Raw genomic sequence first — 14,418 nt, 5'->3', positions numbered from 1 at the left:
CTGTAAAAACAACAGCGAAAACGCCCAGCGCAACTGCCAGAACGATCGCACTCTTCTTCATAAGGTTCCTCCTTTGCCTAAGTGGATTATTTCCTTATGTCTTAAATTTTACTCCGCTAAAGCTTGAATGTCAAGGGGTTAGTAACCAACTCATTCCTAGTGCGTCAAGAGAAAAAACGCATCGACTAATTACCGCATTTGGATAATCAGGCGTATTTGAGCATCTCGTCCAGAGCGCGCCTGGCTTTTACAGCTATTTCTCGTGGAACATCAACCCTGTATTGCTCTTTTTGGAGTGATGCAAGAACGTGGTCGAGTCTTATCTTCTTCATATTTTCGCAGACCTTTGGCGCGCCCAATGAGTAGAACTCCTTTCCCGGATTCTCCTTTTTCAGACGATAGATAAGCCCCTCCTCGGTGCCTACTATGAAACGCTTGCGGTCGGAGGCTTTTGCAAGCTTGACCATGCCGTTGGTGGACGCTACCTCGTCTGCAAGGTCGACGATTTCGGGGTCTATCTCTGGATGAACCATTACGAGCGCGTCAGGATATCGGTCGCGGGAGGCATTTACTTCCCCTACTCTGAATCTCCGGTGCACCGGACAGAAGCCTGCCCACGCAATGATGAGCTTCTTGGTATGCCGTTGGACCCAGGATGCAAGGTTGCAGTCTGGCACGAAGATGATTTCCTCTGCATCGATTCCTTCGACGACCTTTAGAGCGTTCGAGGACGTGCAGCAAACGTCGACCTCCGCCTTGACATCGGCGTTCGTGTTCACGTAGGCGACGGCTTTTGCCTTGGGGTGTTCTTGTTTGAGCTTGCGGAGTCCTTCGACACCGACCATGTCCGCCATCGGGCAGCCGGCATCAGGACGGGGATGAAGAACCGTCTTGTCCGGCGAAAGTATCTTTGCAGTCTCTGCCATAAAGCGCACCCCGCAGAAGACAATGCAGGACTTTTTTATTTCTGCGGAGCGCCGGGCTAGGTCAAGAGAGTCGCCGAGGATGTCGGCTATGTCCTGTATCTCTGGAAGCTGGTAGTTGTGCACGAGGATTACGGCATCCTTCTTCCGGGCAAGCTCACGGATTCGAGCGGCCATCTCTCCAGCGTTCATTTCTGGTTCAGAGCCTTTATTGTTTGGCATAGTGCTACTATAAGAATAAAGATGAGTATGTCAACAAAGCCCGCCGTAACACGTTTACCCTCTCCTGTACTTTATGACTAAGCCCCTTCACAACATGAAAACGCAACGCCTGAGGATGGGCGAGGAATGCAAGTGCATTTCTATTGACTTTAGATGTTTTAGAGGATATATTCATTAATGAAGAATATGGAAAATCGTTTATACGCTGACCTTGCCTGGATATGGCCCATATGGGGAAGCGTTGAGGAGTACAGACCGGAGAGCGAGGACGCTGTCAAGATGATAAGGGAGTTCTCACGCATAGAACCAACGACTATTCTGGATATCACTTGCGGAGGCGGCAAGAACGACTTTACTCTCAAAAAATACTTTAAGGTGACCGGACTCGATTTGAGCGAGGCGATGCTTGAAAACGCAAAGAAACTTAACCCGGAATGCGAATACGTGAAAGGCGACATGAGGGATTTCGATCTCGAAAGACAGTTCGACGCGGTATATATAAACGACGGAATTGCATACATTACAACCGAGCAAGACTTAGGCAAGGTTTTCTTAAAAGCGTTCAAACATCTGAAACCGGGCGGTGTGATGATAACGATTGCTGAGCATTTCAAGGGCAACTTTCACGAGAATCAGACAAAGGTCTTTGAATCTCAAAGCGAGGAACCAAAGATTACGTATATCGAGAACAACTACGACCCTAACCCTGACGATACGACTTACGAGACGACCTTCGTTTACTTGATAAGGGAGCAGGGCAAGCTGAGGATAGAGAACGATTTCCACACCTGCGGCATCTTTACACTTGAGACCTGGCGTAAAAAGCTTAACGAAGCGGGATTCGAGGTTCACGAGAGGAACCAGGTTTACGAGGGCGAAAGCTACAGTGTCTTCATCTGCGTGAAGCCGTTGTAAGGGTTATATCACCTCAACGAACTCGGCATACACCCAGCCCCGCCTGCCGTCCCGTGTTTCTATCCTGTACCAAGGCTTATCCGCAATGGGCTTGGCTTTTACGTTCTCGATGTATATGGAGGAGTCCGCGTAGTGCTTGCCTTCGAGTTCAAATGTGATGATAAGGAGGTCTCCCCCCTCGTCTCCGGCTGATGTTGAGGTTACGGCTGTACCCTTCGCAAGGGTGATTTTTTCGCCGTTGGCGTGAACGTTAAGCGGCGAAGTAAGGATAAGCTCGACAGGCTTTCCTTCCTCGTTCGATGAGTATGCCTCTTTGAGAATCACTACACGCTCCCCGTCCGAGAGCTGAAATTTCACCGAGTACTTGATGCCCGGACCCGAGCGTACGTTGACGCCCTTGCCGCTGATAAGAGCCTTAAGAGTATCAGGTTTTTCCGCTGATTTTTCGATTGTTTCCTGCTGGGGTTTGGAATTGCAGCCGGGCATCAGAGCTAAAAAGACTGAAAGAAAGACACAGGCGCTCATTCTTTGAATCATATTCTGCCTCCTTGTTATGTCAGGACTATATGCCCGGATACCGATGTGTCAAGCCTGGAAGGGGTTGACTTAGTAGTTGGATTTATCTATAATTTGCGGCTGCAGCGATGGATTGTGTCTCGAGAGGATAATCCGACGGACGAAACCCCATCCGCAGAAATTAAAAAAAGGAGGAAACCCTTGAATTGAAATTTGTCATCGCCATTGATGGTACGGCGTCTTCAGGAAAAAGCACAACCGCAAGATTACTCGCAAAAAAACTTGGATTCGTGCATCTTGATACGGGGGCTATGTACCGTGCGGTTACTTATTTATTGCTTACGAAGAAGGCGCAGGAAAGCGATGACGAACGAATCGCAAACGTTCTCCTCAAATCATCCCTAACTTTTAAGATTCAAAGAGGTTCTCTTCATGTATACCTGGGAGATAAGGAGCTTAAGGACGAGCTCCGGACGCCTGAAGTCGACAACTGGGTTTCTCCTGTTTCAGAACGTTCTATAGTCAGGGCATACCTCGTGGCCAAGCAGCGAGAGATAGGCAGGAACCGGAAAATAGTCTGCGAAGGCAGGGATATAGGTTCTGTTGTTTTTCCCGACGCCGGGCTCAAGGTCTTCATGACATGCGACATGGCTGAAAGGGCGATGCGAAGGCAAAAAGAACTCAGAGAAAAAGGAATAGACCAGAGCGGTGAGGATGTTGAAGCAAGTCTTGCCAGGCGTGATGAGATTGATTCAAACAGAAAGATAAGCCCCTTGAAGTGCACTTCAGACGCATTCAGGATAGATACAACGGATTTGACCATTGAGGAGCAGGTTGCAATAATCGAGGAGGAGGTTCAAAAACGTATGGGCGAAAAGTCATGAAATCGAGATGGGCATGGGGCTGGACAGCAACCTACCCTCTGTTCAAATGGATTCTGCGGATAAAAGTTCACGGAAGAGAGAATGTTCCAACGAAGGGACCTGTGATAATCGCATCCAACCACGCGAGTTTTTTTGACCCTCCTCTAATAGGACACGCGGCGAAAAGGGAGTGTTTCTTTCTTGCGAAAGAGGAGTTATTCGGACAATCTAAATTCTTCAGATGGCTCATTGAGTATTTCAACTCTATACCTATAAAAAGAGGCAAAGCCTTTGATATCCATCTCTTCAAGGAAGTGGACAGACTCATCAAGCTTAAGCAGGCGCTCGTGATATTTCCGGAGGGGACGCGAAGCAGAACGGGCGAATTCCTGCCCTTCAAGGAGGGGGTGGGACTCATAGCCCTGAGGTACAACATTCCGGTTGTGCCCGCATACATCAAAAACACTTATAAACCATGGCAGGAATGGCTACGCAGGGACTCAAGGGTGGAGGTCTTTTTGGATGAAGCCATGCACCCTGGCGAGCGCTCGAAGGAAAAAGAGAAGTACGAGGCATTCACCAGGAAAGTGGAAGAAAAAATCCACCGCCTTAGGGATATTGCCTGGGAAGGCGAGAAGAGATTTGAAAAACAGTGTGGAGAGTTCTACAATACTCCACATTATGATTATGTAAAAACCCTTAAAACCCGTATGCCCAAAGGGGCAGCGGCAAAGCCCAAAAGGGCCTAGCGCAGAGCGCTAAAACTCCGAACTAGGAGGAAATACCGAATGCAAGAAAACGTTTTACGAGATCCCTCAAGCGATGACCTCGAAAGACTAATCGAGGAATCGCTTTCCAGATTCACTACAGGTGAGATAGTCAAGGGAACAATAGCCCGTGTACAGGGCAATACCGTCTTCGTGGACCTTGGATGGAAATCCGAGGGCGTATTATCGATAACGGAGTTCAACGAACCCGAAAAACTCGAAGAAGGCCTCGAAATAATGGTCTTCGTCGAGTCTCTTGAAAACCGCGAGGGCCTTCCCGTAATCTCGAAGAAAAAAGCCGACTTCCAGATGGCTTGGGATACAATCAAGCGCAAGCTCGAAGCCGAGGAGTCCTGTCCTGCCATAGTCCGCAAAAAGGTTAAAGGCGGGCTTCAGGTTGAGGTATTCGGGCTCGATGCCTTCCTTCCCGGCTCACAGGTCGACATCCGCTCGGTAACCGACTTCGACCGCTACATAGGCGACGAGATGGAAGTCAAGATTATTAAGGTCAACTGGAACAAAAGAAACATCGTCGTTTCCCGCAGGATGCTGCTTGAAGAAGAACAGGCGCGAATGCACCGCGAGCGCATGGAAAAACTGAATGTAGATGAAGTCGTCGAAGGCGTAGTAAAGAACATAGTCGATTTCGGCGCATTCATCGATCTTGGCGGACTCGACGCTCTCCTTCATATCTCAGATATCAGTTGGAAGAAGATTGTCCACCCTGCCGAGGTTCTCAAGGTAGGCGAAAAGATAGAAGTAAAGGTTCTCACCAAGAACGACGAAACCGGCAGGGTAACCGTGGGTCTCAAGCAGCTTACCCCGCACCCATGGGAGAACATCGACCAGCGATACGCCATCGGCTCAAAAGTCCAGGGCAAGATAACGAGTTTTACCGATTACGGCGCGTTCGTTGAGCTTGAGAAAGGCATCGAGGGTCTTATTCACGTCTCGGAGATGTCATGGACCCGTACAGTGAGTCATCCTGCACAGATTCTCCAGATAGGTCAGGATGTAGAAGCCATCGTTCTCTCTCTTGATAAGGAAAACCGCCGCATATCCCTCGGACTCAAGCAGACGACCCCAGACCCGTGGTCGATTATAGATGAACGCTACCACATAGGACAGCGCCTCGAAGGAGTCGTATCTTCATTAAAGAACTTCGGCGCTTTCGTCGAGATAGAGGAAGGAATCGAAGGCCTTGTCCGCAACGTCGATCTCTCGTGGACTAAAAGGGTCAAACACCCGCGCGAGATACTCAAGAAGGGCGACAAGATAGAAACCATCATTCTCGATATCGATAAGGAAAGCAGACGCATAACCCTTGGACTCAAACAGACACAGGAAGACCCGTTCTATCACTGGTCAAAGGAGTTCAAGGAAGGCGCCCAGATCACCGGCAAGATTATCGATATGCCTGCGTCCGGCGTCGTGGTTGCCCTTACCGAAGATATAGAAGGCTTTATTCCTCAGCAGCAGCTTCGCAGACGCAAGATAAAGAAGATTAAAGATCACTACGAACTCGGCGAGGAACTCCAGCTTGTTATCCGCAGGATTGACTCCAAGGCGCGCCGGGTAATACTTTCCGAAAGGGAATTCTACCAGAAGACCGAAGAAAAGGAACGCCAGGAGACTGCACCCATCCGTGCGCCGAAGGGCTTCTCTCTCAAGGATCACCTGGGCGATTTGAGCACCCTCGAGGAAGTAGCCGAGAGAAAAGACACTGGAGAAGAGGAAGATTACAGCCTGGAAAAAGAACCCGAAGTCGAAGAAACCGAAGAACAAGAAACTCAGAAAGAAGAAGCAACCCCTGTAGAAGAAGAAAAACCCGAGGTCCCGAAGAAGAAGACTGTAAGAAAGCCGAGAGCGAAGAAAGAAGAAAAGGAACCTGAAAAGAAGGAAGAAAAGCCCAAACGCCGCACTACTCGAAAGAAAAAGGAAGAAGACTAAATATTAATCATAGATGATTTATGGCTCTGCCCAAAGCCTTAGTTGCTGCCGCAGGCTGTAAACTAAGTCAAGCCGAGGCCGATCTTTGGAAGGCCTGGTATAGAAGCAACGGGTATGAGCTTGCAGACGAGGAGACTCTTGATTCAGAAGTTTCCCTGTGTCTCGTAACAACTTGCACGGTAACTGAGCCGGCGGATCGGTCGAGCGTATCGCTCATCCGCCGGCTTCATCGCAAATACCCGAACGCCGAGATAAAGGTGACAGGCTGCGGCGCAGAAACGAATCCAAAAAAAATCTCAACTCTTCCCGGAGTAACAGAAATTATCCCTTACGGGCGAAAGCAAGATATTATCGGAGGCGTCGATTTCAAGGAGGGTGATTCGGTTGCGGCAATATCGAGAAACCGAGTTTTTCTTCGAATCGGAGATGGATGCGACCGCAGATGTTCCTACTGCATAGTTTCAAGGATACGGGGACCCGTAAGCTCCAAGCCAGCTAATGATGTTCTGAACGAACTTCGCGTTCTTTACGAGAAGGGGTTCGGTGAGGTCGTTCTCGTCGCATTGAACCTTGGACTCTGGGGCGCAGATAGAGGAGAATCCCTTGCCGGACTATTGGAAAGGATTGAAGCTGAAAAAAGCACGTTTCCGCGAGTTCGTCTGACATCGCTCGAACCTGATACTATTGACGACAGGATTATTGAGGTAGTAGCCCGGTCGAGGAGGATATGCCCGCACCTTCACATACCTCTGCAATCTGGAGATGATGGAATATTGAGAACGATGAATCGCCCCTACACCACTTCGGAGTTCGCAAGGCTTGTTGAAAAAGTTCTGGCTGGGATTCCTGACGCTTCGATAGGAACCGATATAATCACTTCGACTCCGAGCGAGGATGAAGCGAGCTTTGCGCGGACTCTTGATTTCGTGCGCTCGATGCCGTTCTCATACCTGCACGCATTCACCTATTCTGCGAGGCCGGGCACGCCCATGGCGCTTCAAAGAAGGAACTCGAATCCAAGGGAGCGGACGAAAATACTAAGGGAGCTTGGCGCACAAAAATCTCTCGAGTTCAGAAGCGGATTCATCGGCAGCCGAAGGGAGGCTGTCGTCCTTTCCAGAACAAGGGTTCTCACGGATAACTATGTGGATGTACACATATCCCCGACGGATTTGCCTGTTCGATCTTTGGCGATGGTGACTATCACGGATGCTGCCGAAAAGGAAACGCGCGGCAGATTGGATACAACTATGGGTAGGAAGACGTGAAGACTGAACTAAGGAACTTCACGCTCAAGGAACTCGAAAAGGAGCTCTCAAAGATTGAACTGCCTGCGTTCAGGGCGCGCCAGGTATTCAAGTGGCTCTGGCAGAAGGGTTCGAGGGGTTTTGAGGATATGACCGATATCTCAAAGCCCTTGCGCGAAAAGCTCGCACAGCGATTCAGGATATCGGACTTGAAGATTAAAAACCGCACCGGCTCCGCAAAGGAGGGCGCGGTCAAGCATCTCTTCGAGCTTGAGGACGGGTTTTCGGTAGAGTCTGTCTGGCTCAAGGACAGGGACCGCAGGACCGTTTGCGTCTCCACGCAAGTGGGCTGCTCGCTAGGATGTTTCATATGCAGAACCGGGCAGATGGGGTTGGTAAGAAATCTCGAACCCTCTGAGATTGCAGGACAGGTCCTCGAGGTTCAGCGGGGACAGACGGAACGTATAACGAACGTGGTCTTCATGGGCATGGGCGAGCCGTTCCTGAACTACGAAGCGACCCTGACTGCGGCACGGATTCTCAACGAGGATTTCGGCTTAAGCATCGGCGCCCGCAAGATAACGATATCGACCGCGGGGATAGTGCCCGGCATAAAGCGCTTCGCGAAGGAGCCTGAGCAGTTCAAGTTGGCTGTGTCCTTGAACGCGGCAGACCAGGAGACGCGCGAGCGCATAATGCCGATTGCCGCGAAGTATCCCTTGAACGAGCTTATCCCGGAGGTGAGGAGGTTCGTGGAACTAAAGGGCAAGCGCGTGACGTTCGAGTACGTGCTCGTTTCGGGCGTCAACGACCGCAAAAAGGATGCGGAGAATTTAGAGATGCTTCTTGCCGGCATCCCCTGCAAGATAAATCTCATTCCCCTGAACCCATTCCCCGGATGCGCGTTGCGGTCCCCCTCACCCGCCCACGTTGAGGAGTTCATGCGCTGGATTATGCCTAACCTGCCCGCGGTGACCTTGCGCAAGAGCCTTGGCTCAGCCATCCTTGCTGGATGCGGGCAACTGGCTGCACCCCAAAAGAATGCCCCGCATTCCGTCGGGGACCCTGACTAATACACCCCGTAAAAATATCGATAGGAAATGTAGGGGCCGACCTTCAGGTAGGCCCTGATAAACCATAAAGGAGGCACTATGCCCACCATAAAACAACCTCAAATAGACGATAAAGTTATCACTAGGCAGGTATTCCTCAATCTTGAATTTTTAAACAGCTTTTACCTCTGCATTTCAAGAAAAGCCTAACTTATCTATAGGGAGTTTCTTTGAAGAATGGCGGAAATCGTTACACTGGGATCAGCTTGATAACTATGTATTGTTCAATCAAGGCGTTCTTATTACAAGCTTGTACGGTTTTTTCGTTTATCCGAAGGAGAAATTCTATGAAAAGATTGAAGAGATACCTATCGAAGGCCTGCAGGAAGCCGAATGGAGTAGTATTCAGATTCTCCAGTGTCCTGATAAAGATAGAAATCTGAAGGGAATAGTGACCCATATTCGGAACTCCCTAAGCCACGCTGGCTTCTCCTTTGAAACAAGACTAAACTTTTCTTTTGATGATCATTCTAAAAAAAGCACTTTCAGCTTGTTATGCCTGAAAGCGACCTGTACAAGTTTATCTATAGATTTTGCCAGTATGTTCTTTCATTATGAATCGGGCCGACCTGAAGGTCGGCCCCTACGCTTAAGCCCCTTGTCAAAATCGAGGTCAAAGGTGTGTTACGTGGGTTAAGTGTGTCACGGGTGTTACGGGTGTTACGGGTCTTTGTGCACGGGTTCGTGGCAGTGCGAGTGTCCACAACCACAACTATCTCCCTCATCGTGACCGCCACCACCGCTGTGGTTGCCGCCGCAGTGGCAACCCTCCTCCCCTTCTCCCTCTTCGTGATGATCATGGTCGGAGCAAGAGCAAGCGTCGACGGAGCAGGTTTGATCTGAGCAGTGGTGAGGCTTGTGCGCTATCTTGCGGTACATCCAGAGCCCGAACTGCAGGAGGATCAAAGCGATGAGGATAACGGCGGAGATGGTGCTCACGAGCGGCGGAAGCTCGAAAAGCCCGACGATTTTCCCCGAGGATGAGAATACCATACCCGATGGAAAAATGACGTTGTAGAGAAACCCAAGACCGAGTGAGACGATGGCGATGGATGTGAGGTAGATTATAAGTGAACGTTTTCCGAGCGTTTTGCCTACAACCGTGATCGTGGTCGCGTTGGTCGCAGGACCGGCGATTAGGAATACGAGCGCGGCGCCCGGCGATATGCCCTTAGCCACGAGCGCGGCCGCTATTGGAAGCGAACCGGTCGCGCAGATGTAGAGCGGTACGCCTACGGCCAGCATCACTAACATCTGAAGAATAGGGGACTTGAAGTAAGTGCCGATTATCTGCGGAGGAATAAAGTAGGCGATAGCGCCGCCTATAAGCGTGCCGATTACGAGCCATTTGCCTATGTCACCTACGAGTTCGCCGAACGAGTAAGCGACCATTGCCCTAGCGCGAACCCAAAAACCATGTGTGTGTTCATCGTCTGTCGAGTTGCCGCAAACTACGCAATTGTTGTTGCTTATCTTGTCTCTATCCCCAGGTTTGTCTTTATCAAAGACGTTTGCGCCGACTCCTGCAGCAAAACCCGCAAGGAAGGACGCGGCTATCCGGTAGAGGGTAAAGATGGGCCCGAGGAGTGAGTACGTCGCAAGAATCGAATCCACGCCGGTTGTAGGAGTCGAGATGAGGAACGCAAGCGTTGCGCCTTTGGATGCTCCGCTCTGGCGGATGGATGCAGCGGTCGGTATGACGGCGCAGGAGCATAGGGGGAGCGGGATGCCGACGAGTGTTGCTTTTAGAACCGACCAGAAGCTTGCTCCGCCGAGATGTTTCGCTATCTTCTGGACAGATACGAATATATGAAGGATACCCCCGAAGAGAAACCCAAGAAGGAGATAAGGAGACATTTCTAAGAGAAGCTCCCAGCTCGCGGCAAGAACTCCGATGAGGGCGTTCCATATCCATGCAAGAACCGCTAACACCTCTCCTCCAACAGAGGATGCCTAATTATCATACTGTAATGATAGTAATTTTCAGCCCCCTGTCAACAAGATTGAATGATCTGGCGCTATCTGGCTTATTCGGCGCCTTCTTCTATCGTAACCGACAGAATGTTATCTCCTTTTTCAAGGGAATCAAGAACGTTTAGTCCGTCCGTAACCTTGCCGATTATCGAGTACTTGCCGTCGAACTCGGGAATCTGCCCGCGGCAGATAATGAACTGCGAGGAGGTGGTCTGGGGCTTGCCGAAGTTTATCATGGAGACCGTTCCGCGTTCGTGATGAAGCGTAGAATCAATATCCTCTCTTATGAAGTAACCTTTTCCTTTTATAGTGTAGTAACCGTTTCCGTTGTTCTTCGGGCATCCGGTCATGACGAATTCCTTGCCTTCACCCATCTGCCCTACGCGCCAGACTTGCCTGTTATTATAGAAAGTTTCCTTTGAGAGTTTTACGAACTGTTTTACCGCACGCGGTGCTTGTTCCGGAAAGAGCTGAATTCGCATCTTTCCGCGGCCCTCAACTTCAACAACCGCCTGGATGTTCTTCGAAAGTTCATCTTTTGATTTGGGCTTGCAAGCAGGGCCAATGAACGCAATGGCTAATACGGCCAGGATAATGAGTCGTCTCTGCATTTCATCCTCCTTATTTCTTGATATGATGATATGAAGAATATCGCAAACGTCAAGTAGATTGAGTGCAAAAGAAAGGTTTCGAGTTTCATCTGATTCGCTAAGAGTTGTGATAAAGTGCACTTGACATGAATCACGGTTTTGTATATAATCGTTGGTGATAAGTTTCGCTTTCTCCTTAACGTGGAGCAATGGAAGAAATTGATGCGAAACGAAATTGGCGAGATTCTTGAAACGGCAATAAGCCGGAATAACAAAGGAGGCGCCCAATGAGCGTACGCAAGGCGGACATAGTAGAAGTAATCGAGCGCAAGCTTGGCCCCCGCGTAACTAAGAAGGACATCTCCATGGTAATAAACATATTCCTTAAGGAGATATCTAGTCTGCTCGCAGAGGGCAAAAGAATTGAAATAAGAGGATTTGGAGTGTTCAAATCCAAGCGCCGCAACTCAAAGATAGCACGCAACCCAAGAACAGGCAAGGAGATTAACATCCCTGCCCGCCTAGTACCGGTTTTCAAGCCCTCCAAGATACTCAAACAGGTAGTAACCCAGAAATAACTAAAAAGAAAGGCTAATAATAGATGCCATGCGGTCGTAAACGTAAACTGAAAAAGGTAAAACGCCACAAGTTTAAGAAAAGACGCAAGCTTCTCAGAAAGAAACGCAGCTAACGCGCCCGTAGCTCAGACGGACAGAGCATCACGCTCCGGACGTGAAGGCCGTAGGTTCGAGTCCTATCGGGCGCGTTTGGGCTTGTAAGGCTTAGACGCGCCGAATAGGGTTCACAAAATCCCTGCATGATCGTCAAAAAGAGGAAAGCCCTAATAAAGAGAGGATTAAAATGGATAAACTTCTCATAACAGGCGGTCACCCTCTGCACGGAGAAGTAACAATCTCAGGGTCAAAGAACGCCGCGTTGCCACTGATGTCGGCAACGCTTCTGACAAATGAACCTTGCGTACTGTCTAACGTGCCTTCACTTGTTGATGTATCCACAATGTGCGAACTTCTGGATACACTGGGAGTAAAATCGGAACACAGCGAGGATACAGTCAGAATCCAGGCTCTAAATCCCGGTATTGAAGCTCCTTATGAGATAGTCCGCAAGATGAGAGCATCCTATTATGTTCTAGGCCCGTTGCTGGGAAGGTTCAAAGAAGCAAAAGTAGCCTTGCCGGGCGGATGCGCAATAGGAGCAAGACCTATTGACCTTCACATCAAGGGCATGGAGAAGCTGGGCGCAGAAGTCATTGTTGAAGAAGGATACGTCCACGCGCGTGCAAAAAAACTTGTAGGCTCTGAGATATTTCTCGAGGGAACCAAGGGTCCGAGCGTAGGCGCGACCATCAATGTAATGATGGCAGCCGTTCTTGCCGAGGGTGAAACCAAGATAATTGGCGCTGCAGCAGAACCAGAGGTCTCGACGGTTGCCGTCTTTCTGCGCAAGATGGGCGCCGATATACGAGGAGAAGGCACACACGAAATAACCGTCGCAGGCGTAAAGGAACTTCATGGCGCTGAGTTCGCAAACATACCGGACAGAATAGAGGCAGGGACCTATGCCGTTGCCGCGGCAATCACCCGTGGAAGATTGATCTTAAGAAATGCGCCTTCGTCCCATATGGGTAATTTGATACAGCCTCTTCTTGAGGCCGGAGCAGAAATCGAGGCATCAGGCAATCATCTTACCGTGTCAATGATGCACAGACCTTCGCCCCTGATTTTGAACACGGCACCCTACCCCGGTTTCCCAACCGATATGCAGGCTCAGTTTATGGCCTGGCTGGCACTTGGTGAAGGCACAAGCATAATCTCTGAGGCCATATTCGAGAACCGATTCATGCAGGCAATGGAGCTTCAGCGTATGGGCGCCCAGATCACGTTAAAAGGGAACACGGCAGTAATCGAAGGTACGGAAAAACTCTCCGGAACCGAGGTTATGGCTTCAGACTTGAGGGCTTCGGCATCCCTCGTTCTTGCAGGACTTGCCGCAAAAGGGACCACAACGGTATCGAGGATTTATCATCTGGATAGGGGCTACGAAGGTCTCGAGCGCAAACTGGAATCCGTCGGCGCTCAGATAGAAAGGGTTTCTGCGCCCGGAGAGGAATGAAGCGCAAGTACGTAATGGTCGGAGGCTTGGGAATAGGGAAAAGTTTTCCTATTGCCGTGCAGACGATGACTAAGCGAGATACAAGGGATGTCAAGCTGGTGCTTGCCGAGATCGGACGAGCAAAAGCTGCTGGCGCTGAGCTTGTAAGGGTAGCAGTGCCGGACGAAGAGGCTCTTTTAAGCTTCAAGAGAGCGCTGAAGACCTCCCCTCTCCCTCTCATTGCCGATGTGCATTATAACCCTAAACTTGCACTTGGGGCAATCGAGGCGGGAACGCACAAATTGAGGATAAACCCAGGAAATATCTCCTCAAAAAAAGAACTAAGGGAGATTGCGGACAGAGCAGGTGAGAGGGGAATTCCCATAAGAATAGGCGTAAATTCAGGCTCCTTGCCTCAAGGAATTCTGAGAAGATTCAAGCATCCGACGACGGAAGCGATAATTGCAGCGCTTTCGAATTCAGTAAAGATGTTTGAGGATTTTGGGTTTTCGGATCTTGTGCTCTCGGCAAAGTCTTCGGATGCGAGAACGACCATCGACGTTTACCGGGTGATGAGACGGAACTTCCCCTATCCCTTGCATCTTGGCGTAACAGAGGCTGGCCTGCCTTTCGAGGGAGCAATACGGTCGGTAGCGGCAATGGCTCCATTACTGCTTGAGGGAATTGGAGACACAATAAGGATATCCTTAACCGGAACGGTTGTCCAGGAAGTTACAGCATGTTGGGAACTTCTGGACAGCCTTGGATTGAGGAAGAAGAAAGGGGTCAAGCTAATCGCATGCCCGGGCTGCGGAAGAACTGAGATAGAGCTTTCGAGATTGGTAAAAGAGGTAAAAACAAGACTTGCTCGAGTGGAGAGGCCGTTAACGGTCGCCGTTATGGGCTGCGTGGTCAACGGCCCGGGCGAGGCAAGAGAGGCCGATTACGGCATTGCGGGCGGAAAGGGCAAGGGCGTCATCTTCAGAAAGGGCGAGATAGTGAAGACGGTGACCGAGGATAGGTTGGTGAACAGCCTTATCGAGTTGATTGAGAAGGATTTTTGAGGTTTTTGGGTATCTTTACGTAGGGGCGTACCTTCAGGTGCGCCCGAACTTTTAAATATCGTGCCGACCTAATACCCTATGGGATAAAGCCTTATCCCAAGGGGCACGCTGAGGTCGGTCCCTTATCTAAGTTTTTTTTCCAAGATTGAACGATGCAGAATAC

Annotated in this window: 14 protein-coding genes and 1 tRNA gene; 11 read left to right on the top strand and 4 right to left on the bottom strand. The window is 49.9% G+C overall.

What is annotated here, in order from left to right; translation table 11 throughout:
* Nucleotides 1-206: 206 nt before the first annotated feature.
* On the bottom strand, nt 207-1,115 hold the full coding sequence (nadA, locus tag GX441_11900; GenBank protein ID NLI99342.1) for a quinolinate synthase NadA: 909 nt from the start codon (nt 1,113-1,115) through the stop codon (nt 207-209).
* A 207-nt stretch (nt 1,116-1,322) separates the two neighbouring features.
* On the opposite strand from nadA, the gene GX441_11895 reads away from it, so the two are divergent.
* Nucleotides 1,323-2,060 (top strand): class I SAM-dependent methyltransferase, encoded by a 738-nt coding sequence (locus GX441_11895; protein NLI99341.1) that lies wholly within the window; start codon nt 1,323-1,325, stop codon nt 2,058-2,060.
* A 3-nt stretch (nt 2,061-2,063) separates the two neighbouring features.
* Here GX441_11895 and GX441_11890 read toward each other — a convergent pair whose 3' ends face one another.
* Entirely contained in the window at nt 2,064-2,597 is a 534-nt protein-coding gene (locus tag GX441_11890; GenBank protein NLI99340.1) for a hypothetical protein, read from the bottom strand.
* A gap of 185 nt (nt 2,598-2,782) precedes the next feature.
* Between GX441_11890 and GX441_11885 the strand changes: the two genes are divergently transcribed.
* From GX441_11885 to GX441_11860, 6 genes are all read left to right on the top strand, one after another.
* Nucleotides 2,783-3,460: a (d)CMP kinase gene (locus GX441_11885; GenBank protein ID NLI99339.1), complete on the top strand. Its 678-nt coding sequence runs from the start codon at nt 2,783-2,785 to the stop codon at nt 3,458-3,460.
* The gene (locus tag GX441_11880) at nt 3,457-4,188 is read left to right on the top strand and encodes a 1-acyl-sn-glycerol-3-phosphate acyltransferase (protein NLI99338.1); all 732 of its coding nucleotides are present in this window, start codon (nt 3,457-3,459) and stop codon (nt 4,186-4,188) included. The genes GX441_11885 and GX441_11880 overlap by 4 nt, the downstream gene beginning before the upstream one ends.
* Nucleotides 4,189-4,227: 39 nt before the next feature.
* Entirely contained in the window at nt 4,228-6,156 is a 1,929-nt protein-coding gene (locus GX441_11875) for a 30S ribosomal protein S1 (GenBank protein NLI99337.1), read from the top strand.
* Nucleotides 6,157-6,176: 20 nt separating this feature from the next.
* On the top strand, nt 6,177-7,424 hold the full coding sequence (locus tag GX441_11870) for a MiaB/RimO family radical SAM methylthiotransferase (protein NLI99336.1): 1,248 nt from the start codon (nt 6,177-6,179) through the stop codon (nt 7,422-7,424).
* The gene (rlmN, locus tag GX441_11865) at nt 7,421-8,476 is read left to right on the top strand and encodes a 23S rRNA (adenine(2503)-C(2))-methyltransferase RlmN (protein ID NLI99335.1); all 1,056 of its coding nucleotides are present in this window, start codon (nt 7,421-7,423) and stop codon (nt 8,474-8,476) included. Before GX441_11870 ends, rlmN begins: the two co-directional genes overlap by 4 nt.
* Before the next feature lie 289 nt (nt 8,477-8,765).
* Nucleotides 8,766-9,152: a hypothetical protein gene (locus tag GX441_11860; protein ID NLI99334.1), complete on the top strand. Its 387-nt coding sequence runs from the start codon at nt 8,766-8,768 to the stop codon at nt 9,150-9,152.
* A gap of 23 nt (nt 9,153-9,175) precedes the next feature.
* On the opposite strand, the gene GX441_11855 is transcribed toward GX441_11860, so the two are convergent.
* The gene (locus tag GX441_11855; GenBank protein NLI99333.1) at nt 9,176-10,447 is read right to left on the bottom strand and encodes an SO_0444 family Cu/Zn efflux transporter; all 1,272 of its coding nucleotides are present in this window, start codon (nt 10,445-10,447) and stop codon (nt 9,176-9,178) included.
* Nucleotides 10,448-10,542: 95 nt separating this feature from the next.
* Nucleotides 10,543-11,100 carry a peptidylprolyl isomerase gene (locus tag GX441_11850; GenBank protein ID NLI99332.1) on the bottom strand — a complete coding sequence of 186 codons (558 nt, stop codon included), beginning with the start codon at nt 11,098-11,100 and terminating at the stop codon, nt 10,543-10,545.
* A gap of 266 nt (nt 11,101-11,366) precedes the next feature.
* On the opposite strand from GX441_11850, the gene GX441_11845 reads away from it, so the two are divergent.
* The 4 genes from GX441_11845 to ispG all read left to right on the top strand — a co-directional run bounded on the left by GX441_11845 (nt 11,367) and on the right by ispG (nt 14,255).
* Nucleotides 11,367-11,657 (top strand): integration host factor subunit beta, encoded by a 291-nt coding sequence (locus GX441_11845; GenBank protein ID NLI99331.1) that lies wholly within the window; start codon nt 11,367-11,369, stop codon nt 11,655-11,657.
* A 114-nt stretch (nt 11,658-11,771) separates the two neighbouring features.
* Nucleotides 11,772-11,845: transfer RNA gene (locus GX441_11840), tRNA-Arg, on the top strand.
* A gap of 95 nt (nt 11,846-11,940) precedes the next feature.
* Entirely contained in the window at nt 11,941-13,212 is a 1,272-nt protein-coding gene (gene murA, locus GX441_11835) for a UDP-N-acetylglucosamine 1-carboxyvinyltransferase (GenBank protein ID NLI99330.1), read from the top strand.
* Nucleotides 13,209-14,255: a flavodoxin-dependent (E)-4-hydroxy-3-methylbut-2-enyl-diphosphate synthase gene (gene ispG, locus GX441_11830; GenBank protein ID NLI99329.1), complete on the top strand. Its 1,047-nt coding sequence runs from the start codon at nt 13,209-13,211 to the stop codon at nt 14,253-14,255. The genes murA and ispG overlap by 4 nt, the downstream gene beginning before the upstream one ends.
* Nucleotides 14,256-14,418 lie beyond the last annotated feature (163 nt).

Source organism: bacterium, from assembly GCA_012517375.1.
GTDB lineage: Bacteria > Hydrothermota > Tepidihabitantia > B3-TA06 > B3-TA06 > JAAYVC01.
This window is presented reverse-complemented; position numbering and strand designations above follow the sequence as displayed.